At 42.7% G+C, this 25518-nt stretch carries 23 protein-coding genes; 20 read left to right on the forward strand and 3 right to left on the reverse strand.

Annotated features, from left to right (window positions below; translation table 11 throughout):
• The first annotated feature begins 6 nt into the window (after window positions 1-6).
• The 11 genes from QNH36_RS03290 to tatC all read left to right on the forward strand — a co-directional run bounded on the left by QNH36_RS03290 (window position 7) and on the right by tatC (window position 8785).
• Complete coding sequence (locus QNH36_RS03290; protein ID WP_283904687.1) at window positions 7-567, forward strand: TetR/AcrR family transcriptional regulator; 561 nt, start codon at window positions 7-9, stop codon at window positions 565-567.
• Between the two features lie 310 nt (window positions 568-877).
• Window positions 878-1084 carry a hypothetical protein gene (locus QNH36_RS03295; protein ID WP_144475451.1) on the forward strand — a complete coding sequence of 69 codons (207 nt, stop codon included), beginning with the start codon at window positions 878-880 and terminating at the stop codon, window positions 1082-1084.
• Window positions 1085-1195: 111 nt separating this feature from the next.
• The gene (locus tag QNH36_RS03300) at window positions 1196-1840 is read left to right on the forward strand and encodes a hypothetical protein (protein WP_144475450.1); all 645 of its coding nucleotides are present in this window, start codon (window positions 1196-1198) and stop codon (window positions 1838-1840) included.
• Between the two features lie 307 nt (window positions 1841-2147).
• Window positions 2148-2783, forward strand: a complete 636-nt coding sequence (locus QNH36_RS03305; protein WP_395883499.1) for a YczE/YyaS/YitT family protein — start codon at window positions 2148-2150, stop codon at window positions 2781-2783.
• A gap of 151 nt (window positions 2784-2934) precedes the next feature.
• On the forward strand, window positions 2935-3264 hold the full coding sequence (locus QNH36_RS03310) for an ASCH domain-containing protein (protein ID WP_260983533.1): 330 nt from the start codon (window positions 2935-2937) through the stop codon (window positions 3262-3264).
• A gap of 123 nt (window positions 3265-3387) precedes the next feature.
• Window positions 3388-3888: an RNA polymerase sigma factor gene (locus QNH36_RS03315; protein WP_144475448.1), complete on the forward strand. Its 501-nt coding sequence runs from the start codon at window positions 3388-3390 to the stop codon at window positions 3886-3888.
• Window positions 3885-4655, forward strand: a complete 771-nt coding sequence (locus tag QNH36_RS03320) for a hypothetical protein (RefSeq protein WP_283904688.1) — start codon at window positions 3885-3887, stop codon at window positions 4653-4655. The genes QNH36_RS03315 and QNH36_RS03320 overlap by 4 nt, the downstream gene beginning before the upstream one ends.
• A 263-nt stretch (window positions 4656-4918) precedes the next feature.
• Window positions 4919-5755, forward strand: a complete 837-nt coding sequence (locus QNH36_RS03325) for a DMT family transporter (protein WP_283904689.1) — start codon at window positions 4919-4921, stop codon at window positions 5753-5755.
• A 502-nt stretch (window positions 5756-6257) separates the two neighbouring features.
• Entirely contained in the window at window positions 6258-7691 is a 1434-nt protein-coding gene (locus QNH36_RS03330; protein ID WP_283904690.1) for an alkaline phosphatase PhoX, read from the forward strand.
• A gap of 117 nt (window positions 7692-7808) precedes the next feature.
• Entirely contained in the window at window positions 7809-8003 is a 195-nt protein-coding gene (locus tag QNH36_RS03335; protein ID WP_144475445.1) for a twin-arginine translocase TatA/TatE family subunit, read from the forward strand.
• 56 nt (window positions 8004-8059) lie between these two features.
• The gene (gene tatC / locus QNH36_RS03340; protein WP_144475444.1) at window positions 8060-8785 is read left to right on the forward strand and encodes a twin-arginine translocase subunit TatC; all 726 of its coding nucleotides are present in this window, start codon (window positions 8060-8062) and stop codon (window positions 8783-8785) included.
• Between the two features lie 501 nt (window positions 8786-9286).
• Here tatC and QNH36_RS03345 read toward each other — a convergent pair.
• Both QNH36_RS03345 and QNH36_RS03350 read right to left on the reverse strand, forming a co-directional pair.
• Entirely contained in the window at window positions 9287-9478 is a 192-nt protein-coding gene (locus tag QNH36_RS03345; protein ID WP_144475443.1) for a twin-arginine translocase TatA/TatE family subunit, read from the reverse strand.
• Window positions 9479-9510: 32 nt separating this feature from the next.
• Window positions 9511-11259, reverse strand: coding sequence for an alkaline phosphatase D family protein (locus QNH36_RS03350; RefSeq protein ID WP_481825300.1), 1749 nt, complete (start codon window positions 11257-11259; stop codon window positions 9511-9513).
• Window positions 11260-11679: 420 nt separating this feature from the next.
• Here QNH36_RS03350 and QNH36_RS03355 point away from each other — a divergent pair, with 420 nt between their 5' ends.
• The 9 genes from QNH36_RS03355 (at window position 11680) to QNH36_RS03395 (ending at window position 23986) form a co-directional block, all read left to right on the forward strand.
• The gene (locus QNH36_RS03355; RefSeq protein WP_283904691.1) at window positions 11680-14064 is read left to right on the forward strand and encodes a glycoside hydrolase family 31 protein; all 2385 of its coding nucleotides are present in this window, start codon (window positions 11680-11682) and stop codon (window positions 14062-14064) included.
• Between the two features lie 184 nt (window positions 14065-14248).
• Window positions 14249-15148 carry a vanadium-dependent haloperoxidase gene (locus QNH36_RS03360; protein ID WP_144475440.1) on the forward strand — a complete coding sequence of 300 codons (900 nt, stop codon included), beginning with the start codon at window positions 14249-14251 and terminating at the stop codon, window positions 15146-15148.
• Between the two features lie 277 nt (window positions 15149-15425).
• Window positions 15426-19607: a S8 family serine peptidase gene (locus QNH36_RS03365; RefSeq protein ID WP_144475439.1), complete on the forward strand. Its 4182-nt coding sequence runs from the start codon at window positions 15426-15428 to the stop codon at window positions 19605-19607.
• A gap of 79 nt (window positions 19608-19686) precedes the next feature.
• A complete protein-coding gene (locus tag QNH36_RS03370) occupies window positions 19687-20934 on the forward strand; it encodes a helix-turn-helix domain-containing protein (RefSeq protein ID WP_144475438.1) in 1248 nt (415 codons plus the stop codon).
• A gap of 156 nt (window positions 20935-21090) precedes the next feature.
• Window positions 21091-21939 carry a GNAT family N-acetyltransferase gene (locus tag QNH36_RS03375; RefSeq protein WP_283904692.1) on the forward strand — a complete coding sequence of 283 codons (849 nt, stop codon included), beginning with the start codon at window positions 21091-21093 and terminating at the stop codon, window positions 21937-21939.
• Window positions 21930-22424, forward strand: coding sequence for a YdbC family protein (locus QNH36_RS03380; protein WP_283904693.1), 495 nt, complete (start codon window positions 21930-21932; stop codon window positions 22422-22424). Before QNH36_RS03375 ends, QNH36_RS03380 begins: the two co-directional genes overlap by 10 nt.
• The gene (locus QNH36_RS03385) at window positions 22408-23058 is read left to right on the forward strand and encodes an alpha/beta fold hydrolase (protein WP_144475435.1); all 651 of its coding nucleotides are present in this window, start codon (window positions 22408-22410) and stop codon (window positions 23056-23058) included. The genes QNH36_RS03380 and QNH36_RS03385 overlap by 17 nt, the downstream gene beginning before the upstream one ends.
• Before the next feature lie 51 nt (window positions 23059-23109).
• Window positions 23110-23325, forward strand: a complete 216-nt coding sequence (locus tag QNH36_RS03390) for a hypothetical protein (RefSeq protein WP_283904694.1) — start codon at window positions 23110-23112, stop codon at window positions 23323-23325.
• A gap of 235 nt (window positions 23326-23560) precedes the next feature.
• Entirely contained in the window at window positions 23561-23986 is a 426-nt protein-coding gene (locus QNH36_RS03395) for an ASCH domain-containing protein (RefSeq protein WP_283905366.1), read from the forward strand.
• A 76-nt stretch (window positions 23987-24062) separates the two neighbouring features.
• Here the strand turns inward: QNH36_RS03395 and cypC are convergent, their stop codons facing one another.
• Window positions 24063-25319, reverse strand: a complete 1257-nt coding sequence (cypC, locus tag QNH36_RS03400) for a CYP152 family fatty-acid peroxygenase CypC (protein ID WP_144475434.1) — start codon at window positions 25317-25319, stop codon at window positions 24063-24065.
• Window positions 25320-25518: the final 199 nt, after the last annotated feature.

The following is a 25518-nucleotide window of genomic DNA, read 5'->3' on the forward strand; positions in this document are numbered from 1 at the left end:
CGTGGTTTGAGAGATAAAACAGACCAAATTATAAGAGCTGCAATAAATGTCTTTATCAAAAAAGGGTTTTTGCAATCAACTACCCAGGAAATAGCCAAAGAAGCAGATGTTGCAGAGGTTACCTTATACCGGAAATTTTCAACGAAGCAAAATCTATTCGAGACAGTTATTAAAAAATCACTGGAGAATCACTTCAAAACCAGGATATTTAAACTGGCGGAAGAGGAAACCGGCCGATTTTTTGAAGAAATTCTCGATGAACGTCTGGAGGTAATCTCCAAGAACCATCAATTGATTAAAATGCTTGTTTCCGAAAGCATGATGGGAAACCTGACTGGTGACCTTGATTTTCCGAGCGTCATTTATAATGGATTGAAGGCAGGAATCCAGCTGCATTTTGAAAAACAAAATATTGCCGCCGATCCAGGAATCTTTGCACACCAGATTACCGGCATCCTTGTCAGCAATGTTCTATTTGTAAAGGAGACACCCTATTACAAATTAACAAAAGAGGAAAAACAGAAGATTTTGGACCATTACACTACTTCGTTAATGGCTAATTTATAAGTAGGATTATCGAGAATGATGAGTTTTTAAGCAAAGCGTTTTAATAGAACTTGATAAAATCACCGAAAATATAATGAATAAGCAGGCTGTATGATTGCATCGATCCACAGGGATTGATGCAATTTTTTTGCAAACATTTAGCATCAAAGAGTCTTTGTTAAGCTCACTTAATTTATAGCATTAACACTTATTTAAACTGGATGGTAACCGGGGTTTTAATTTTTTTACAGCGTTTGAAATAATTTACTTTTTATGGTAATATTTAGAATATAATGATAGAACTTTTTGCGATCTCATGGAGGTGGGTTTAATGGATTTTTTGTCTTGGTATGATTGGATAACACCAACTAATCCTTTAGCATCTATATTTTTTGGTATTCTATTTACGATTATTTTAGGGATTACAGTATGGGTGGATACTAAGCAATTAAGAACAGTATTCGTCACTGCCATAACAGGGATTGCTGTAACTGGAATTGGGGTTATAATTTTAAATGCTATTGGCTGTTATGCTTAAAATACCCTTTATGCTAAGTGATTTCCTATGAACATTTAGGAGCCGTGGGGACAAACCCTGTGCTCCTTTTTTGCATTGTAGAAAGGTTTGCAAGACAGAAAGGAGTTTGCCATGAAGACGGTAAAAGCCCGGTCGGGACATACAACTCAAGACGAGATGCAAAAGAACTTCAGATTTGTAACTATTGCGTTTTTCATAATCAGTCTGTTCATTTCATTGATGAATATACAATCAATCTCGACGCTGCCAAGTTGGTTGAATATAAGTTCCATCATTCTACTAATCTGTTCAATTGTGATCTTCGGTTATGGAGTATCACTTTTTAAAAAGAGCATATCCTGGTTTAATGGAGGACTCCAAATCTTCTTTTTCCTCCTTGTCATAAGCTTTCAGCTCCTCCTGACTTCAACTGGAATGTATACAATTGGAGTCAGGGAGGGGCAAATTATCGAGGAAGTTAACTACTCCCAGTTAACCCTAGTCGTATATTTTGCTAGTGCTGTCATTTATGTTGTTTTGTCTCTATTTATCTCTTCCCCAAAACTACGGAGAATGAATAGTTACAAAGCCTATGTAACAGGAACAATTTTAGCAGTGGTAACTATTGCGTTAATATTTTTGATGCTCAATGTCATAAGGTATAAAATCTTCACCCAGCCAGATACGGGAAAGGAATCTTATCAGTTTTTTATTGGTGCTGTCCTGGCACTTTTTCCGGCCACAGTATTAGGAATTAGTATGATTCGTGCAAAATAGCGGAAGGGAAAGAGGAACGATGATCTTGTCCCATTCAGGCGTCGAAATAAAAGCTGAATGGTGCTTAAATAACCTAAGGGAAGCTAAATAACGCTTCCCTTTAAATTTGATTAGAGACATGCGAGCGGAATTTTTTTGGTGATTTAATAACCAAGAAACAGGGATTTTCAGGATACAAGAACCGTCCCCATGTCCCTCACTGTCTGGTGCTATGTTGCCACTTGTACTAAAACTTCTGCTTTAAATGCTTTCCGTGTTGATTTAAACTAAATTCATTAAGCAAGTTAAAAGAAGTGAAGTGATAAAATTGAAGCTGAAAATACAAATTCCCTTTTTTATAATCGGACTTATCCTTTTTAGTTACGGTATAGCGGTGGCAATCAAGGTTAAGTACTTAGGGGTCCACCCTTGGGATGTATTGAATATTGCACTTTATGATAAGTTTGGTTTGACAATCGGAACATGGAACGTGATTTTTGGTATCATGTTAGTTCTTGTAACGCTTTTGATTGATCGAACTTATGTTAACATTGGTACTTTTATTAATGCACTGATGGTTGGCACGATGGTTGACTTTTTTCTCTGGCTGGATATCTTGCCCCAGGCTTCCACGCTCATGTTTGATGTTTTGGTGTTGCTGCTTGGTGTGGTGATCATGGGTATCGGAGGCGGAATGTATAATGCTGCTCGAATTGGATCAGGGCCCAGAGACGGGTTTATGCTTGCGATTTCAGTTAAGCTCGGGTATTCAATCAGCAGAGTGCGAATTATTGTCGAGAGTGTCGTGCTGGTGGTTGCCCTGTTACTGGGCGGGCCGGTCTTTATTTTCACCATTATTTATACATTTATCCAGAGTCCTATTTTCCAGGCTTCCTACAAGCTCTGTACAACATGGATTGAAAAGTTATCTAGCTTAAAAAACAAAAAGGTGATTTCTATGTAATAAAACAGAGACTTGTGGCCGTTTTGTGGGACAGCGGAACCGTCTTGTTTTCTCTTCTGAGTGTAGTACGTGCTGCATCGTATGGGTTTGTATGAAGAATACCTTTAATCGATCATTGAGGGGAAGAAGAAAGTAGAAGTTCGTTTGAACGATGAAAAGAGACGAAAAAATTCAAGTAGGCAATCTGATCGAATTTGTTAAGGTGCCTGAACAAGATGAAACATTGACTGTAAAAGTAACAGAACTGCGGAGCTATGATACCTTCAAAGAGATGTATGAAAATATTCCATTCCATGACTTTGATTGTGAAGGTTGGACAATGAAAGAGATGGTAGAGGGCACTTATGAAATTTATACTCCACAGCAGGAGAAGCAGTGGGGAGCTTTAGCGATCACAATTAAATTTCAACAGAAAAGCAATGGAGATAAGTTCCGTTGCTTTTTTTATTTATCTTTCAGAAAGTTTAGCGTGGGACATTAATTTTCATATTAAACTAATTAAAAATAATTTTTAAAATTACTGTAAAAAGTGAAATAAATGTTGTTCGGATTCGACTAATTTATGAGTATAAAAAATTGATGGGAAAATGGAGTTGACCAGCTGATGATTAGCAACAAAATTTCAGAGTGGTTTTACTTGTACAACAAAGATATATACCATTTTTTAGTTTATTATATCGGCTCAAATGATGTGGAAGATCTGGTGCAGGAAGTTTTTATGCGGGCAATTAAAGGCTTTGATACGTATCAGGAAAAATCAAGTCCCAAAACCTGGCTTTTTTCGATTGCGCGCCATGTGGGGATAGATGAAATTAGAAAAAGGAAGCGTCTTAGGGTGAAGCAAATGATCAGGTTCTGGGATGACCAAACAGATAAGGCAACGCCTGAGGAAATCCTCCAGCTTAATGAAAATAACAGATTGCTTTATCAAGCAGTCCAATCGCTTAAAGCAAATTATCGGGACGTCATCATCCTTAGAGGTATTAAAGAACTTTCTGTATCTGAAACAGCATCCATTTTAAATTGGACTGAAAATAAGGTGCGTATTAACTACCATCGTGCGTTAAAGATACTGCAAAAAAGCGAAGGAGGATTTTCACTATGAAAGACCATGAGAAATTTTATGATTTAGAGAGAAAAATCAAATCATTACCAGAACCTGATTATGATAAAAAGTTCACTAAGGATACACAAGATATTATCCATGAAAATCTGCTGAAATTTGCAAGGTCAAATGATAAGAAGAAAAAAGGGAGAGCTGCGACAATGAAAAGGATTACAGCGGGTTTAGCGAGTGTAGCTGCTATACTATTATTCGCCATCCTTATTATTCCGTTTAATGAGGAACGTCCATCAAGTCCTGATTCAAATGAACAAGGGCAACAAAGCAAGGAAAATCCTCCAATAGATGAAAACAAAGTGGACGATAATAAAGATCCTCTAGATCAGAACGAACCTGATGATAAAGTAACAGATACGATTCTTTATGAAAATACAGAATATGGATTCAACTTTGAACTTCCAAAAAGTTGGGAGGGTTACAAGATTGTCTCTGATTCCTGGGAAGGTATTTCTACTGATCAACAAATAATTGAAAGTGGCCAAATCCTTTCAATTAGACATCCTGAATGGACGGAGGAAAAACCGAAACAAGATATTCCGATCATGATTTTTACACTTAATCAGTGGTCCGTACTTGAAAAGGGGGAATTTCATATTGGGGCAGCACCTGTTCGCCCATCAATCCTGGGTCAAAATAATGAGTATGTTTTTGCACTTCCACCGAGATATAACTATGCATTTCCAGAGGGGTATGAAGAAGTAGAAAACATTCTAGAAAACAATCCACTTCAACCGCAAAATGCAGAATAAAGGACATTCAATAATAAATGAAAACCATAACAACTAAATCTGGCCAAACAGAAGAAAAAGACGAGGAATGTTCATTCATTAAATCTATTGAAAAACACTAAACTCTGGATAGAGGCACTTTTTTATCAGGCTATCCGTGGTAGAGTGAAAAGAACCTTAATTGAGGTTCTTTTTTTATTTAGAAACACGAAAAAATAGATTGCGAATACTCTGATACAGTTTTAAAATGAGGGAGTCAAAGTGATAGAGAGAGAAGGATCAGCATGTGGATTGCCGCGGCATTTGTAACGACGTTGAGCTTTGGGATCAATAATACGATTTTTAAATGGAGCACTGCACGACATCTATCAAAGGTACATATTCAGTTTTTCTTTTACTTGGTAGCCTTTCTGGTCACCCTTGGTTATGGAGTGGTGTCTGGGGAGCTGGAGTTTAACTTACTGGCAATGGTCCTTGGCGGCCTGATTGGAATATTGAATGCGAATGGGAATATCCAAATGTCGAGGGCATTTGAGAACGGACCGGCCAGCCTGACGTCACCTCTGGTAGGGGCAAACGCGATATTTCCCATTCTTGGTGCAGCGATTATTTTTCACGAACAGATCAGCCTGCTCCAATGGCTAGGCATTGTTTTCATACTGGGCTCAGGCTTAGTGATTCAATATTCGCCAGGTTTGAACCGCGGAACCGAGTATGGTCCATGGCTTTTCCGGGTACTTTTGGCCATTCTTTCGTTCGGGATTCTAGGAATCTTGATGAAGACTACTTCTTATTTGCAAATCAGTTCGCTTAATACATTAATTTGCATGTATGGAGGCGGAAGTATTTATTTGGGGATTAACAGCATTCGGGAAAAAGAGCATTGGCAGCGGACGGAAGCCAATATCGGTTCACTCGTTGGGCTGATCAGTGTCATCGGCTACAGCTGTTACTTTTATGCATTGCAAGAGGGAACAGCCAGCATCATCTTCCCAATTGTGAGCCTGAATTGCCTGGTCGTCATACTTGCTGGCATCTGGCTTTTCAAGGAGAAAATCAAAATGTACCAGCTCGTTGGAATTTTTTCAGCTTTGCTTGGTATTATTTTTACAAAAATTTGAGTTAATTAGGGTGGCGGCACTGAATTGACTCCATAATGGTAGACAGGGGATTGTGATCTGTCTCGAATATTACATATAGCTTGCTAACCTTAATTGGATAGCAAGCATTTTTTATGAGTATTTGAGTCTTTTGACTCATATTTTTACAAGAGGGAAATTTGGATATTTGTGGAATTATATATTGGTTATGTCAAATTTTCAGGAGTGGTTATGAATAATCATGTGATTGAGTCTTTTGATGATTTGCTGTCTGCGGCTATTGTGGTTCTTTCTAGTCGTTTTCAATTTTATATAGCATTGTTCGTTCCCTCTGCATATTTGAATCGCCACATTGAGAATAGCTACTTCCACCGGCTTTGAAGGTGATAGACCTACCAAATATATTGTTAATTTACATTTACTATCTTTAAACTGAATTTTTACAATAATCTGGTTATGTCTTAATAATTTCCTTTTAATCTATTACTAGATTCATAAATACATAGATGAGGAGAGATAAGGTATGACTGATCAAATGTCTAATAATGGCTTGAACCGTAGGGATTTCTTAAAAGCGGGTGGGATGAGCGCGCTTGCTCTTACTCTTGGTTCCACTGGGGTAATGGGACTGGGTTCAACAGCACTTGCGGATGCTGCTGAAAATCCAGCCAGCGGATTTGGCGGATACGGAGATTTGGTTCCAGATCCTAATGGTATCCTCGATCTTCCAAAAGGCTTCCAATACAAAATTATCTCCAGAGAAGGCGGCTTGATGACAGACGGTACCAAGATTCCTGGTGCATTCGATGGAATGGCAGCTTTTGAAGGACCGAACAACACGACGATTCTTGTTCGCAATCATGAATTGTCATCAGGTCCGGCATTTGGAAGAAATCCTTATGATGTAAATGCCCAGGGTGGAACTACCGCACTAGTTGTAGGGGCAAATCGTGAAGTGATTAAAGAATATGTGACGTCATCAGGTACGATCCGCAATTGTGCGGGTGGCGCGACACCATGGGGTACTTGGCTAACCTGCGAAGAAAACCGCTCCGAGGGTCACGGTTATGTGTTCGAAGTCGACCCGACACAGCCAGAGAATGATATGTCCAAAACACCGATCAAGGAAATGGGCCGGTTTTCACACGAAGCATGTGCTATTGACCCTGCTACAGGATATGTCTACTTAACGGAAGATGCAAGCCCGAGCTTTCTGTATCGTTTTATCCCAAATGACTTGAGCCAAAAGCCGGGTGCGCTGCAAAAGGGCGGCAAGCTGTATGCGGCTGCGATTGAAGAGGTCGCTGACCCGTCAGCCAGCACATTTAAAACAGGACAAACTTTTAAAATTGTTTGGAAGGAAGTAGATCCTCACTGGTGCCGTGAAGAAGCTGCTGCGCAAAACTGCATTGTGTTCTCCAGACTTGAGGGAGCTTTTTTCCAAGAAGGAGTTTTCTGGTTCGATGACACATCTGCTGGTGACAAGAAGCTTGGCCGTGTTTATCGATATGTTCCGCACACGAATACATTGGAGCTTTTCTATGAGGGAAATGACAAAAAGCACATGGAATATCCGGACAATATTTGCTGTACCCCTTGGGGAGATCTCTGGTATGCAGAAGATGGTTCTGGCCAGGACCGGATTATGGGAATTACTCCAGAAGGCAAGGTATATCCTTTTGCGGCCAACCGTTTAAGCGATTCTGAATTGGCTGGTCCGACCTTCTCTCCAGATGGAAATACGCTATTCGTCAATATTCAAACCCCTGGTAAAACATTTGCCATTTGGGGACCGTTCCAGCGCCGTAATGTGGCGCGCGCAAGGGAAATGTCCTTTGCTGCACCTGCGAATCTTACACCACAGGTTTCTGAACAAGTGGCTGAGGCGGCCAAGGCGCAAGGTATGTCCATTCTTGAAGCAGCGGCATTTGAGCGGCACGGAGTAAAAATGAGTTAAAACGATAGAATAGATACCATTAAAAAGATGTAAACTGAACACTTTGTATGGTTTACATCTTTTTATCATCTCAGCTGTGGCCGAACTTAAAAGATTTGAAGTATTGGAGGTTATGCAATGTTACAGAATATAGGGATACCTGGCTTAATTTTAGTTCTAGTCATTGCCTTAATTATATTTGGTCCATCCAAACTGCCTGAGATAGGCCGGGCGTTTGGGTCTACACTAAAAGAGTTTAAAAAATCAACACGTGAGTTGGTCTCGGATGACGAGCCGGAAAAGGATGAAAAGAAAAGCAGGCAAATTCAATAGAAATAGCAGAAGATGCAGGTAACTACCTTTCATCTTCTTTTTTAAGAGGTGATTTCATGGATGGAAAACAGATGAATCTTGTGGACCACTTGAGCGAATTGCGTAAACGTTTGATGATCATTGTTGGAAGCTTTATGCTATTTGTCATTTTGGCTCTTATTTATGTAAAGAATATTTACCAATGGTTAATCCAGGATTTATCCATTAAATTAGCCGTTCTTGGTCCGAGTGATATTTTGTGGGTTTATATGATGCTTGCAGCTGTGATTGCTATAGCAGGTACGATTCCCATCGCTGCCCATCAAATTTGGCTTTTTGTACGGCCTGCCTTATCAGAAAAGGAGAAAAAGGTAACAGTAGCCTACATACCGGCCTTATTCTTGCTTTTTATAATGGGCATTAGTTTTGGTTATTTCGTCATTTTTCCGCTTGTGTTTCAATTCCTGCTATCGCTGTCGGAAGACATGTTCATGGAATTTTTCACAACAGAGAAATACTTTCGTTTTTTACTGAACATGATCCTGCCCTTCGGATTCTTATTTGAGCTGCCTGTCATTATTATGTTTCTGACAAGCCTCGGTGTGTTAAATCCATACAGACTGCAAAAAGCGAGAAAGTATTCTTATTTTATGTTGATTGTAACGGCCGTTCTTATAACACCCCCAGATTTTCTATCGGACATTCTTGTCATACTTCCGCTGTTATTTTTGTATGAATGCAGTGTTTTGTTATCAAAGGTCGTTTACCGTCGAAAACAGGGAACTGAACTATCCGCAGCGTAAACTTGAATGATAGGTACGTGACAGTCGTTAAATGACTGTCACGAGGTCCTAGAATTTCTATCTTATGAGTACGGGCACAAAAAGAACCGAGGATTCAACCGCTATCAGACTTTTGCTCTTGCCATTCCTTTTTAGTTGGCAAATATAGTTCTATTAAAGCTGGAATGGATAGATCAATCCTTGGTAATGTGGGGTATCCGTATGTATTAGAAAGGTATGCTATAGGGGACATAGTACTTGAGAAAGAAGCATTGGGAAAAGAACTGCAATTCCAGTTGTTAGGTGTCTCAAACAACTGGAGCTCACTTCTTCGTACCAGTGCTTCTTTTCTATTTGTTATTTATTTTTCAGATAGACTCCTGTACGCTGATTTCATTTAGCGGAATGATGGGCAGTTTATCAGGAAAAATCGGGCAGGGTTATAAAAGGGATGTAACGATCAATGCAAATTAAGCGTAAAAAAAGATGCAAGCAGTACAATTTCTGCTTGCATCTTCCCGTTTAAACTGTTTTCTTCTCTTTGTTGTCTTGTTCCGATTCGGCATCTTCTACTAATTCCCTCGTCGACTTCTTGAACTCTTTTATCGTTGTGCCGAATGCCCGTCCGATATCAGGCAGCTTCGATGGACCGAAAATGATCAGGGCAATGACAAGAACAAGGATTAAACCGGGAATCCCGATATTTTGCAACATAAAAGTGTACCTCCATTCCTCATGTAAGGCTATTAGTTAGTGACCTTTTGCTTCTTTTTTTCGAGCTGTTTTTGATGCGCTTTGGCATGTGCCTTATGGCGGTCTTCCTCTGTTTCACTTGATAGCTTGACACCGTTTGGAACGATCGTGGACGAAGCTTCCTTGATTCCTTGCTCATCCTTCTTAAGCACGAACGATGCTCTGGTTGAGATATCGGCTCCTGGAACGGTGACGAAAGGAACCACGCGATAATCTGCCTGCCACTTGTCCGGCGTTACATGGCATCGTACATACCCGCGGTAATTATTGAAAAATTTAATATGCGGATTCCGCTCAAGCGTTGCCGCTGTATCGGCACGGACATCAGAGCCATTGCCTCCAGAGGTGATCGAGGTGCCGACAAATTCCGCACCGAGAATCCTCGCATTCAGGTCATTGAAATCCTCCATCAGGTTCGACGCCCAGCTTGCATGAACATCACCCGTGAGTACTACAAGGTTGTTGATGCTGTTGCTAGCGGCAAAATCGATGATGCGTTCGCGCGCAGCCGGATAACCGTCCCATGAATCCATGCTGTATTTCGGGGCAGTGCTTGTCCCGAATTTTCGCTGGGCAAAGAAAATTTGCTGGGCCAGTACATTCCAGTGGGAAGTTGATTTACCCAGATTTCCAAGGAGCCATTTTTCCTGTTCTTCGCCAAGTGTCGTGCGATTCGGATCGAGTGATTCCTCAGAATGCGGCTTTGTTCCATCCCCATTTGCCTGGTCATCACGGTATTGGCGTGTATCGAGTACATAAAAATCAGCCAGGTTGCCGTATGAAAAGTCACGATAGAGTTTCATTCCTTCATTATGCGGCATGGAAGAAACGCGCAGTGGCATATGTTCGTAATATGCTTGATAGGCAGCTGCCCGGCGCTTGATGAACTCTTCAACCGACTGTCCTTTTTCCGGGATGATATTGGCATAATTGTTTTCGACTTCATGGTCATCCCAAGTGACTACCCAAGGGAAAGCAGCATGAGCCGATTTTAAATGCTCATCCGAACGATACTGGGCATGCCTGTTGCGGTAGTCTTCAAGAGTGACGATTTCTGAACTGCTGTGTGCCCTGACATTGCCGGTTGGCGACACGTATTCATTCGGGCCATATTCGTATATGTAATCTCCGAGGTGAAAAACAAGATCTAAATTTTCCTTGGCCAGATGCTGGTAGGCAGTGTAGTAGCCGTGTTCGTATTGCTGGCATGAAGCAAAGGCAAAGGTCATCGCGGCTACATTTGCTCCAGGTACAGGAAGCGTTTTGGTTTTGCCGACCGGGCTGAATTCCTCTCCGCTTTTAAAACGGTAAAAATAAACGGTGTTCGGTTTCAGGTCTGTTACTTCGACATGGACAGAGTGGGCTAAAGCAGGTGTAGCAAGTTGAGTTCCACGCTTGATGATTTGGCGGAAGTGTTCATCCGCGGCAATTTCCCATTTTACCGGTACAGAATGCTGAGGCATTCCTCCGCCTGCAAGCGGGTCTGGCGCAAGCCTTGTCCAAAGCACGACACTATCATGAAGAGGATCTCCGGAAGCAACTCCAAGCTTAAATGGGTATTCGTTAAACACTGGGGCAGCATTGACCTTGAATCCGCCTCCAAGTGATTGAGCGATCGCAAGTCCAAGAGAAAGCCCTGCCAGCTTGCCAGCCCCATTCAAAAAGCTGCGGCGGTCCATGTTCTTTTTCAAACCTTCTTGACTCCAGCTGCTGATCATTTCATCAAACGGTCTCTCATTCATTGTAAAACCTTCCCCTCTGCAAAATGATTTTGAATACAAACCAGATTATACAGAGGGTGTTTTAAGCTAATGTGAATATATGTAAACCTATAAAGATTCTTCACTGGCTCCATAGGAGATTACTAACAGGTCTTTTTTCTGTATATTCAAGAAATTGGGTGTTAATCAATCCTAAGCTCGCTCCAAAACGTAGTACCATCTTCCCGAAATTCCTTAAAAATTCCTTTAAGAAAAAATTACAAAGTAGGTACTGTCAGATGGCTAGCAAAGGGGGAGTCAAGCAGAAAGAAATAAGGTATATTGATGAAGAAGGGCGATTTTTCGAATGAGTGTTGAATTACTTCACTCGAGATACAGCGAAGACGCCCCGCTGTCTGGAATAATACTAAATGGTGCACCACAAGTCTGGAGGACAGATACATGCAAGATACTAGCTTTGCAATTCAACCAGGAATGAAGAGCCAGAGGAAAGGAGCTGCTTTCCGCAGTGTGGGAGCGGTCGTTTCTAGTAAGCTTGAAAACAACAGCCTTAACCTAAGTTGTGAAAATGGGTATGTAACGGTTTGTTTTTACCGGGATGATATTGTTCGGGTTGTCATGAATCCTAAGGAACAGCCGTCATTGAGTTCGAGTTTCGCAGTCGTAAAAGAACCTGAAGAGGTGGAGGTTTCTTTTGCCGAGAGTGAGGATGAAATCAGGCTTTCAAGTGGGAAGCTCGCGATTGTCATACATAAAAGTCCGATAAGGATTACGGTGCTGGATGAACAAGGACGGACAATCATACAGGATCATGAGTCCTCGATGGGATTCAATGAAAAGAAAGAGGTTATTTGTTTTAAAGAGATGCATCCTGCTGATCATTTTTATGGATTTGGGGAGAAGACGAGCTTCCTGGACAAACGCGGAGAAAAGATGACAATGTGGAACACGGATGTGTATGCTCCGCATAATCCTGAAATTGATGCGCTGTATCAGTCGATCCCTTACTTTATGGGTATTCGCAATGGAATGGCGTATGGGCTGTTTTTTGATAATACCTTCAAGAGTGTTTTTGACATGAGGACATCGAACGAAACGTATTCCTTTTGGGCGGAAGGCGGGCAGCTGGATTATTATCTATTTGCAGGTCCGAAGCCAAAGGATGTGGTGGAGCAGTATACCGAAATCACCGGAAGGATGCCGCTTCCTCCTAAGTGGTCGCTTGGCTATCATCAATCGCGTTATAGCTATGAGTCGGAGCAGGAAGTAAGGGAGCTTGTTAAGGAGTTTCAGGAGAGGGACATTCCGCTTGATGCCATATATTTGGACATACATTATATGGATGGTTATCGTGTGTTTACCTTTGATGAAGAGAGGTTCCCGAATCCTGAGAAATTGATGGAGGATTTGAAGCAGGAGGGAATTCATGTGATTCCGATTGTCGATCCTGGTGTGAAGGAGGACCCGGAGTATCCTATTTACCAGGAGGGTGTGAACGGGGATTACTTTTGCAAGTATCTTGAGGGGAATCTTTACTTTGGGGATGTCTGGCCAGGCAAGAGTGCTTTTCCTGATTTTACGAGCGAGGATGTGCGTAAATGGTGGGGTGAGAAGCATAAGTTCTATTCCAGGATGGGGATTGAAGGCATATGGAATGATATGAACGAGCCGGCCGTTTTTAATGAAACGAAAACGATGGATTTGAAGGTCATGCATAAAAATGATGGCAACCCTAAAACCCATCGTGAACTGCATAATTTGTACGGCCTGCTGATGGGTGAGGCGACATATGAGGGAATGAAGGCACAGCTGGATGGCAAACGTCCTTTTTTACTGACGAGGGCTGGTTTTGCTGGAGTGCAGCGGTATAGTACGGTTTGGACAGGGGATAACCGCAGCTTCTGGGAGCACTTGCAGATGTCGCTTCCGATGTGCATGAATCTCGGGATGTCAGGTGTTCCGTTTTGCGGTCCCGATGTTGGCGGGTTTGCGCATGATACAACAGGGCAGCTGCTGACACGCTGGACCCAGGTTGGCATGTTCACTCCGTATTTCCGGAACCATAGCGTGCTCGAATCAATCCGCCAGGAACCATGGTCGTTCGGTGAGGAGTATGAAAAGATCATCAGGAAGTACATACAAGAGAGGTATGTATGGCTGCCCTATCTGTATACCTTATTCCGTGAAGCCAGCCTGACTGGAGTTCCGGTCATGCGCCCGCTGGTGTTTGAATACCCTGAGGATCAAAACACCTTTAACCTTTCTGACCAATTCATGATTGGTTCACATGTGATTGTCGCGCCGATCATGAAGCCAGACACCTATCACAGGGTTGTGTATTTGCCTGAGGGCAGCTGGGTGAACTATTGGACGGAGGAAAAACTGGAGGGTGGAAAACACCACCTGATTGAAGCAGATATGGCGACGATGCCGATTTTTGTAAAAGAAGGTGTGACACTGGTTCATGGTTCTGTGAAAAATTCGGCTGAGGAAAAAGAGTCTGAAATCAAGGTTCATTTATATCCTTCAGAGAACGGATTGAACCAGTATGTCCATTATGAAGACGATGGGAAAACTTTCGAATATCACCAGGGGAGTTATTTTCAAATGGAGATCTGCGGGAAAAAAGCAGAAGACTCCCTGGATATCACGGTCGATGTTTTACACAATCAGTATGACCCTGAATGGGAGCGGATGAGTTTGGTTGTCCATGGAGCAACCCAAGAGTTGAAGGTGCAAATGAATGGTGTGCTTCAAGACGAAGCGGAGTTTGATCCGGGGTCTGGGTTGATAGAATTTTCAGTAGAGAAGAGTGGCTTATATTAAACGATAGCGGAGCATGGGAACGTACCCTATGCTTTTTTTCGTGGGGAAAAGGAGAGGAGCCGGTGAGAAGCTAATTCTATATATTCGTGAACCGTCCCTATGACCCTCCAAGTAAATCCGCCGAAGCCTATCCACATTTTATTTTCATTCATATAATGATAAAAAAATCTGGAGGTGAAAACATTTGAGATATAGTTATTTAAAGTGGTCTGAAGTGCCATATGCTGGAGAAGAATCATCTCCACGCGATCCGGTTACACCTTTAGCGGGACGGTGGCCGCTATTTTTTTTGAAAAGAGATGAAGAAGGATATTTTTCTGATCCTTTTGGACAAAGGCTGAGGCTTCCCATAAGACATCCACGATTGATAAATTTTGAAAAAGAATTGAAGGTCGTACAAAGGACCCTCGAGAATCTAACTCCAACCCAGGAGAAAATAGCAATCTATTATGGGACAGGAGTACCGACTAAACAGTGGACTCCTGTCGCTGACCGCCTAATTGATACGTATGGTGTTACTCCTACTCAGGCGGCTCGAATCCAGGCCGTATTGCATGGAGCGATCAATGATACAATGGTTGTTGTATGGAGTTTGAAGTATGAATGGAATGTTGCAAGGCCTAATCAGTATGACCAGGAATTGGAAACCATTTTATGTACCCCCAGGTTTCCAACATATCCGTCAGGACATGCTGCAGTGTCTGGTTGTGCGGAAGTCATCTTGAGTTCTTACTTTCCTGCTGAAAAAAAGAAGCTGGGAAGAATTGCTGAGGAAGATGCATTAAGCCGTTTATTGGCCGGAGTCCATTTTCCCTCTGACAACTCAGAAGGAATTGAATTAGGAAGAGCAATCGGACATCAGATTATTAAATTTTTAAAGAGAGAACAAGACCATGGCATGCGGGCAATTGATCAGCAGTACAGGGAAAATTTTGATGCTGATATTTTCGCCATAGATTTTCAACAGTTTATTCCTTTTGATTTCTCTGCAGAATGTACCTCCCTCATAAAGTCAGAACCCGAAAAGTTTAAAAATGTGAATGTTCCAAAGCCCCTCTTAAAAAAACGGAAGGGAAGCATATAAAGAAGCACAAGATCGTACCCAGAGATGACCGATGTCTCTTGAAAAAGGGAAGCAAAATAATGCTTCCCTTTTACTTTGCTCAGACCAGGCCAAGTTGATGGGTACTTTTATCTGATAAATCACCATTTAACAGGAAGGACAGGGTCAGAATAAGCGTCTGCATATCTCATTAGTCCCGCTTTCATTACCCCCATTTACGCCTAGCATTAGCCCCCTTACTATAAATATAGAAAGTATTTTTACTTTTCTATCAATTTGAGAAATCAGGGGGATGAGCATGAAGAGACGTAAAAACCTATTAACGGGTGCCTTGGCAGCTGGTTTGATGATTTCAGCTACTGTACCTTTCAATGTTATGGCAGAGAAACCTAGAGTTACAGTTGAAGAAGCTGAGAAGATCCTTAACAGTCTATCTGCAGAACAAAGAGAGGCGCTGCAGCAGCTGGAGGTAGGTCCAGGATTCATCATTTCACCCGAAGTGAATACGAAAACTCCTGAACTAGTAGATGTGATCGTCGAGTTCAGCCAGGCGCCAGCAAAGGTTGAGGTGAAGAAAGCATCTTTGAAGGGGAAGAAGCTGGCTCTTGTTACTGCGAAGGACAAAGTAGAGCAATCCCACAAGGAATTCAAGCAGCATGTACATGCCTTGAAGAGTAAGAGAAGTGGCACCCTCTATGATCCTAGTACAATCGAAATTAAACGAGAATACAAAAATGCTTTTAACGGAGTGTCTATGAGTTTGCCTGGAACAGCCGTTGAAGAGCTTCTTCAATCAGGGGCGGTAAAAAGAATCTGGAGCAATGCCCAGGTTCAGCTGGAGTTCCCAAAAGGTGAGCAGCCGAAAATTACCCCAAAGATGGCAGACAGCATTCCGCAAATTGGTGTGGATAAACTGCATGCTGAAGGTATAACGGGAAAAGGCATCAAAGTTGGGGTGTTGGATACAGGTCTTGATTATACTCATCCTGATTTAGCAGATTCCTATAAAGGTTTCCGCGGACAGGAGGGGATTGATCCTAAAACCGTCGATCCGGCTTCGGTAAAGGGCTGGGATTTCATTAATAATGATGCGGATCCGATGGAGACAACCTATGCAGATTGGAAGGCAACAAAGAATCCGGAATTCAGCTATACAGGAGGAGCCTACTATACATCCCATGGTACACATGTGTCAGGGACGATTGCTGCGCAGAAGCATAACAATGTGGATTACTCGGTAAAAGGCGTTGCGCCTGATGTGGATTTATATGGCTATAAAGTGTTGGGCCCTTATGGATCCGGACAGACTGCTGGGGTACTGGCAGGAATTGATAAGGCGGTTGCTGATGGGATGGATGTCATCAACCTTTCACTTGGAGCAGCCGTCAACGATCCTCTATATCCAACTTCGGTAGCGATTAATAATGCCATGCTTTCCGGAGTCGTTTCGGTTGTTGCTGCAGGAAATAACGGTCCGAATGAAAAAACGCTGGGTTCTCCTGGTGCAAGTGCATTTGGAATTACAGTTGGCGCAAGTGACGCAGCAATGTCGATTCCGACCTTTAAAGCGAGTGCCGGGAATTTAAACTTTGAAAATATGAAACTGCTTGCGAAAAATTTTACCGATAACCTGAAGGAATTAGAAGGGAAATCGTATCCGCTTGTGTTCGCGGGATTGGGCAAGCCAGAGGATTTCAATGGCCAGGATCTGCCCGGAAAAATCGCCCTGATTGAACGTGGAGAGCTGACCTTTGAAGCCAAGGTCCAAAATGCGAAAAATGCTGGGGCTATTGCCGTGATCATCTACAACAACGCAGAAGGTGAAATCCCAGTATATATCGGTGAAAATACGAAATATATACCGACGTTCCAGCTGTCAAAAGCGGACGGAGAGCAGCTTAAGGGCAGGAATGATGCATCGATTACTTTCAATCAGCTATCTTCTATTAAAACAGAAGGAGATTCTCTTGCGGACTTCAGCTCAAGAGGGCCGGTTAACAGCAACTATGACATTAAGCCTGACCTGGTTGCGCCTGGAGTATCCATTTTCTCGACATATCCTGAGTTCATGAATAGCCCGGAGGACGGCCTTGATTACACAGCTGCCTATGCCCGGTTGAACGGGACATCGATGGCTACCCCTCATGTTGCTGGTGTAGCGGCCTTGATTTTACAAGAAAATCCCGGGCTTGACCCATTCGCAGTAAAGACTGCCCTTATGAACACGGCAGATGATCTGAAGAGCGATTATTCGGTCTACGAGGTAGGGACAGGCCGTTTGGATGCCTACCAGGCGGTCCATTCTGAGGTATCTTTTAAGGTGATGGATCAAACAGACAACATCGAAAATGGCGAATATGTGGAAGTCGATGAGATCACAGGCTCGATCAGCTATGGAAACCATTACATAGAGGACGGGGATGTCCAGGACAGCCGGACCATTAAAGTGACGAACGAAGGAACTGCGAGTCAATCCTTCAAGGCAGAAGTCGAGTATCATCAGGCTAGGGAAGGTGTGCAGGATGGGATTAAGAATCAAATCCAGGTTCAGCTTCCGGAAACCATCTCGGTAGGAGCGGGAGAGGTAAAAGAGGTCGAAGCCAGTATTCTAGTTCCGCATGATGCTGAACTAGGGCGCTACGAGGGGTATATTCATTTTACAAATGAAGCAAATCCGGAGGAAAGCTACCAGATTCCTTTTGCCATCAGGGTAACGGATAAAGGCATTGCTTATGCCGAACCGCTCTCGCCTTCCGTCTCGAATGATACACCGTTCCATCAATACTATTCACCTGGAACTCATTTTGTTTTCAAGTTCAAAAGCCCGATGGAGCGTTTTGACCTGATTGCAAAAGATGCCAAAACAGGGGAGGCTGTTGGCGTGATCGGCAGCTATGATGCAAGAGCTGCTGCTCCTGATAAAGAATACCTTATTTACTTCGGACATAGAGGGCTGGCTTATTCTTTTACAGGGAATAAGAAGCAGCCAATTGCCGACTATATTCACAAGCTTCCGGAAGGTGAATATGTCCTTGATCTGATCAGTACAGATAAAGACGGAAAAACTTATCATTCTGAAAGTGTTGGGCTAGTCGATAATACACCGCCAAAGGTGGAGCTTGATATTGAACCTGGCGTAACAGAAGTGAGTGACAGCATGCTGACAGAGGAAGATGGTGCCCGCGCTCTTTGGGTACATGGAAAGGTAACCGATTCAACAGTCGATTTACTGCAGCAAAGAGGCTTTGATTACACTCAGAAATCAAATACTGTAGGCTATTATGAAAATGGCCTTCCATTCATCATGGGATTCCTGCGTCTTGCCGATAATGGTGACACGAAATTTGGGGTACTTCCTGAAGAATATGGGACAAAGCCATATCAGCTCGGTTTGATGCCATGGGATTTAGCAACCGCAGCAGACAGCTTAGGATCTCCTAAATACGTCTTTATAAAAGAGGGAACTGGGTATGCAACAAGCCGGTTTAATAAGGAACGCCTGGAGTTAAATGACGAGGTCACAGTAACCCTGGACTTGAATAATGTAAAGAACTTTGTTTCGGGTTCCCTGGATATCAAAACGTACGTTGATACATTGGAATTCCAGGGTGTTAAAGTAAATGAAGAATTTGAAAAGCTCGCAGCTGGCATGGGCGCAGAAGTGAAGCTGGACGAAGCGGTTGTAGGTGATAATACCGTCAAGGTTGGAGCTGCAGTAGAAAAACAAGGATTTGAGGGAATCAGTGGGGATACACCGTTCCTTGATGTTACATTCAAACTTATTGATGATACGTTCAGCAATGATAGCCTGGGAGTCCGCTTGAATGAATTGACTTATAAAGAATATGGGAAGGCAGAATTAACGAAAATTCCGGCCTATGGCCTATCAAGCTTCAAGGTCATTTCCAGGCATACACGGTTGACCGGAAACATGGGACCAGAGGCCTTCTTGACGCCTGGCGGCTGGGTCGACCGGAAATACGATTTAACAAAGCTGAATGCCAAGGTTTATGCAAAAGGAAAAGACGGCAGTATTTATCCTGCCGATATCGATGATCGCGGATTATATGAAGTGGTTGTTCCTGCAGATGTTTCTTATAGCATATATGCAGAAATTCCGGGACACTTGACACAGGTGAAGAATGTCATGGGCGGTATTGTAGCAGAGGGCGAATACCGTGGCATTTACTGGAGGGACAATCCGGAAGATAATCTTGCTGGAGATGTGACGGGAGATCAAATCATTGATATCCGTGACCTGAAAGAGGCTGTAAATCATTATGGTGAAAAGAACCCAGACAATATCAACTTGGATCTCAATCAGGATGGCGTGGTCAATGAAACCGATGTAAGATTCATTGAGAAGAACTTCATGTCCAAAGGCCAGACAGCAGGAACAGGTGCAAAGCCGATAGCGACCATTGGGAAAAAGGGATTAAAAGACTTTTTGAAGATGATTGGGCTTGAACCAAAGGAATAAATATTTTTAGCAGGAAAGCGGGAGAAATGTCTCCCGCTTTTGTTATAATGTTAAAAACTATTTTCCGTCGAGGTGCCGTATGATAGAGGGGAAAATCATTAAATTTTACAGAGAAAAAGCAAGGTTGACACAGGGAGAGCTATGCCATGGAGTATGCTCGGTTACCCATATCAGCAAGATTGAAAGAGGAATTACCGAATATTCTCCGGAAATAACGGCGCTGCTGGCAAAGAAACTGAACATTAGCCTTGAAGATGAAATCATTCGCTATCATCAATCATCACAGAAATTGCATCAGTGGTTAGAATCCATCATCATGCAGCGTGAAAATGATCCGAGGGCCTTAAAGGAGGAACTTGAAAAAGAGAGTTTAATAGATATGCCAGAGTTCCAGGTTTTATTTCAACTGCTTTCTGCAAGGCATTACTTATTTGAGCACAAACTAGAACCTGCATTTGCTATAGTACAAACCCTGCAAAAGCATGAGGCTGAAATGTCTCCTCAGGATCAAAACACACTTAAGCATATCCTTGGGATTTATTACTTTTTAAAGGGACAATATCGAGATTGTATCGACTGTTTAACTTCCATCAACCCCGAACAATACAGCAATGAAGAATATTACTATCATTTAGCGATTGCCTATCATTCCATTCACTCAAATATCACCGCTTATTATTACGGGAAAAAAGCTTTGGCCTATTTCCAAAGGACATTAAATATCCTGAGAATTATTGATACGGAAATGCTATTGATTGTTCAGCTGAATGCCAAAGAGCTCCACGATTTTGCCGAAACGAAGGCCAAGTACGAGCAATTGATCAAATTGAGCGAATCGCTTCATTCAAAAGACAGGATCGGAAAGATCTATCACAATCTCGGATTTGAATGCTACCGCCGCAAGATGTATAAACAGTCTGCCGATTACTACCAAAAAGCAATCGATTTAATGGGAGATGCCTCGCCGCATTACTTAACCAGTTTAGATGGCTATATCATGACATGTTCCAGCGGTAAGCTATATTCAGAGGCTGCCCTCATCCCACTCGCCGAAAAAGGCCTGAAACATGCCAAAACAAGCAACTCACACACCTGGATCGACTTCCAGCTCCATATATATCAGCTGACAAATCAAGAAGAGAAATACTATCAATTCCTGGAGGACAAAGTAATCCCCCATTTAAAACAAATCGGATACGTCATCCTCATCGACCATTATGAAAGAAAGCTCTTTAAGTACTATTTTGAAAAAGGGGAAAAAGAAAAAGCATTAGAACTCGCAAGCACATACATATCTTCGAAAAAGAGTTTTTATAGTTATGAATGAAACATGGAGACGGTGACAGCATCTCATGAAAAATACGGGGACAGCAAAACCGTTCCATTGGTCCTTTCACCGTAAAAGCAGGATAAAACTTTGTAATAGCGAATATAGATTTGATATTCAAGACGTTGAGAAAGGCAATGGAATGGGGATGATGGAATGATCAAGCTGCAAAAATATGAAAATCCCTTGCAGTTTAAAGAAGAGGTAACCGCGTTTTTGAAACAGGATGAAGTGGTCAATAATTTATCTCTGGGAGTGCTGAATTCTGCAGGAAAACCCCCGCTGTTAATGGCTGTCGTGAAAAGGGATGAAGAAATTGTGTGGGTTATGCTTCAAACTCAGCCGGATAAGATCATCTTATCGAAAGCTGCTTCTTTTTCACCGGACGAACTTCGCCAGATTGCACAACGGATGCATCACGAGCTGGAGAGGATACCTGGCCTTATAGGTGACAGGAAGCTGATTATTGAACTCTCTGGCTATCTTTCTAAGCTAAGAGATGTGACGGCGACTGTGGAAATGAACCAGGGATTATACAAACTGGATAAGGTGAAGAAAAATATCGTATCAAAAGGAAGGCCTCGGGTACTGACAGGAGAGGAACATGCTTTGGTAAAAGAGTGGGTGTATCAATTTTGCGAAGACGTGAACCTGCCGATTACCATGGATGAAGCGGAAGCCAAAGCGGATGAATTAATTCGGAGAGGAAGATTACTGGGGTGGGAAGTAGAAGGGGAGATTGTTTCGATGGCAAATGCCTCAAGGCCCACGGAAAGAAACATCAACATCAATTTTGTCTACACCCCTATCAAGCATCGACAGAAAGGCTTTGCTTCTGATTGTGTTGCAGCACTCTCACAAATGATGCTGGACCAGGGCTACCAAACAACGAGCTTGTATACCGACCTCAGCAATCCTACTTCAAATAAAATCTATCAGGAAATTGGATACGAATGGGTTGCAGAATCTATTGTGATTGGGTTAGGGGAAAAATCATGCTCATAAAATCAATCCGGTGCCAGGTGGAAGAACAAAAGAAGGAATTATTTTCAGACGGACAAACACAATGGGAGCAGCTCGGCCATATGAAAGGATTTCTTGGACAGTTGGGCGGCTGGTGTGAAAAAGATTCAAACACAGCCTGGATTATCGCTTTCTGGGAAAATCCATTGGCTTATCAGCAGTTCATGAAGGAAGAGCATGATCGGATATTCATCGATTCAGGGCAAGGAAAAACATATGAATCTATCTCCGTTGGTTTTTTTGAGATGGAATATCAGCCACAACAATTGGCTTCTGTATTGGAAACGGCCAAGGTCCTTCAAATAAAAATATTGGATTCAACTCTTAAGATTTTAAGAGGAAAAAGCAATGAAGAGACCATCTTGACAGCCAGGGCCAATAGTATCAATGGGCATCCAAGAACTAGCCTGTCTGAAAGAATGCAAGTAGAAGAAGCATGGAGGGTCGTTAATGCTAACAGAAAGTAAAATCCAGTTATCTAATTCAATCGCATTGAATGTAAAGTATTCAAATTCAACTAAACCCGCAGTCTTATTTCTTCATTTTAGCGGAGGGACTTTAAATATGTGGGATGGCATCTTGCCGATTTTCAGTAAGGAATACCGGATTATTGCTCCTGATTTTAGAGGGCATGGCAAATCGGCCAAACCACCTACGGGATATCATATTGATGATTTGGCCAATGATTTATACTTGCTGCTCCAAGCCCTAGATGTCAAGACGTGTCATGTTGTAGGCAGTTCGATGGGGGCAGAAGTGGGGTTGAGTTTGGCAGCGTCCCATCCAGACATGGTGAAGTCGATTGTTTGTGAAGGTGCACTATACAATGAGTTTGGGGATTATGGAATTTTCAATGGGATAGCTGAGGGGATTACCGCTGAAAAAAACAGGCAAAGGGAGAAGTTATTGGAACGAAGAATGCCAGAACATCCTTCTCTCACCGAATTCCTGGCTGAGGCGAAGATACCTATTGAATGGATGGGGATTTTGAATGAACATTTCCTGACCTACCTGAAAAGCACAGCAGAAGAAAATGGAGATGGCTTCATAACCAGTCATTACCGGAATCATGTCAGGATGGAGTACATGGAAAAATATTAGGAGCTTCAATTCCAGGATTATTATAAGGAAATAAAATGTCCGGTCCTTTTTATGCCAAGCGAAGAAGAATGGGCTGATGAAAAAGTCAGGAGTAGCGTGGATGCTTTTTCAAAGCTTGTGGATTTCTCTGAAATCATCAACATCAAAGGTTCCATGCATGCCTATGTTTGGATGCAACTCCCGGAACAGGCAGGGTTGGCTGTAAAGGAGTTTGTGGATAGGGTTGTGGAGCAAGATGTAGTGGCGGAGTCTTCTGGCCAACTTTAACCTTCTATTAATCTCAAGAATTTGGTTGCCTCTACATGAAGGCAGCCCTTTTGATGGTCCCTTTGCTCGTGCAGGAAAAGATAATGTATATGGATGAAGTGGAAATTCCGGGAATTCGTGGGACGTCACAACTGTCCCTCTGGCCCATAAGGCAGGGTCACCACCCCCTGTTTGATTAGGCGATTGCCGGGAAATGCTATAGACTAAATAGTTGTTGAGGGTGAGGGTGGCTGGAGTGAAGGTGTTGTCGATGATTCAGCCTTGGGCTAGTCTGTTTGTCTTGCGCGAGGCTCAATATGAAACGAGGTCATGGAGTACGAAGTATCGCGGACCTCTTGCGATTCATACCAGCAAAAAGGTCGATAAGGTTGTCTGCAGTCATGTGGCAATCAAGTCGCTGCTTTCAAAGCATGGGTATAATGCTGATGACCTTCCAACTGGTGTGATCATTGCCACCTGCCTGCTTGAGGATTGTTTGAGGGTGATGGAAAGCCACGAGACATGGGCGGTGCTGGAGGATGGACGGATCGTCTCAGGCAATGACTTTTTCCTCGGTGATTTTAAAGTGGGAGGGTACGTCTGGGAAGTCAGCGATATGAAGATGCTGGACAGCTTCATTCCTGCCAAAGGAAGGCTTGGGTTATGGGAGTATGATGTATAAAGTGCCTGTTCATTGAAGAACAGGCACTTTTCTAGTTTTTTTTAGGAGCAAAAGGTTCCCTCTGTCTCAAAGCAAATTATATTTTTTTCACGTCTGCCAGCCTCATTTTACTCTCAGGCAGACTTGGAATATCGTTCATGCTGTAGTTTAAATCCTGCTTCGGGATGGTATAGCTTAAGTGATTGACTAAATAATCAACCGCCACCCTGAGAAGATGCACAGTCATCCACTCTCCGGCACAGCGGTGGCCAATCTCATATTCTCCTCCGCCTTGAGGGATGAAATCAAACGGACTGCCGGACCACGAGAGGAAACGATCAGGAGCAAATAACTCCGGCTGCTCCCATACTTCCGGATGATGGTTGGTGCCGTATAAATCCAGGAGTGTAAGGGTGTCTTTTTTGAACATATAGCCCTTCCATTTGAAATCCCGCTTCACTCGGGCTGCAGCAAAAGGAAAAAACGGATAAAACCTCCGCACTTCCTGAATGAAGCGCTGCTGTTCTTCCTTGCCTCCATTTTTCACTTTCGCGGCTTCCTCTGGATATTCATAAACAGCCAGGGCAGTGAAGTCGACATAAACAGAGATGGCGACAATGGGTCGCAATAAATTTAAGAGTTCTACCGCAACAATAGAGGGAGCCAGTAATTCTCCATTTGGATTTGTATGAAAAGAAAACTGATAAAGCGCTCTTTGTTCATCCGGATGAATCTCTTGAGAGCGGACTTTTTCCACTAATGCTTCAAGCCATTCTTCTGCTTTTGAGCGGGACCGACGTGCCTGCCAATGCTTCCAGCCAATATTCGCTGCGCCTTCAAACATGTCGCTGAGCTCGTCTGTCCAATCCACTAACTCATCATTTTGAAGCGGGACGCCCGTCCACTCGAAGGCTGTTTCCGTCAACATTTTCTTTACTTCATGATAAAGGATGATTTCCTCTTCGGCTTCCCACTTCTTGCTATAACGCTCCCACTTTTCTGCAAAAATTGCCTGAACTTCATTAAGAGACTCTTTTGACATCAGGGACATGAACATGGCTTTTCTGTTGTGGTGACGTTCGCCGTCCAGCCCTTGTACGCCACCTTCACCGAATAAAGTTTTTTGCGCGAGTTTAGGGGCTGCATTTTCCCGTTTGAAACGATCATTGTCATAAAAAATCTCCGCCGCTTCTTTTCCAATCAGACAAATGCCGGTTTCCCCTAAAAGATTTGTTTCGAAAACCGGAGTGCCGAACTTATCACTCCGGTTCATTATGTATTGATAGCCTTCCCTAAGGAGGCGGAAGTTTTCAATCAATCCTGTCTCTTTCGGCATATCCTTATGTTCCGTCATGTTTCTTCCCCCTTTATTTTAAAATCTCCTTTTCTTATCTTTAAATTCCCTTTTCTATATACCACTTCTTAAAGCAGCCGAAACGGTGTCCTGAGAGTCACGGGAACGGTTCTTGTGTCCCATAAATGGACCAAAAACAGGAACCGGAGCGCTCTCTAATTGTTGAAAAAATATTCTGCCATTATAAGTTGTAAAAATG

The sequence above is a fragment of the Mesobacillus sp. AQ2 genome (assembly GCF_030122805.1).
In the GTDB taxonomy this organism is placed as follows: Bacteria; Bacillota; Bacilli; order Bacillales; family Cytobacillaceae; genus Mesobacillus; species Mesobacillus oceanisediminis_A.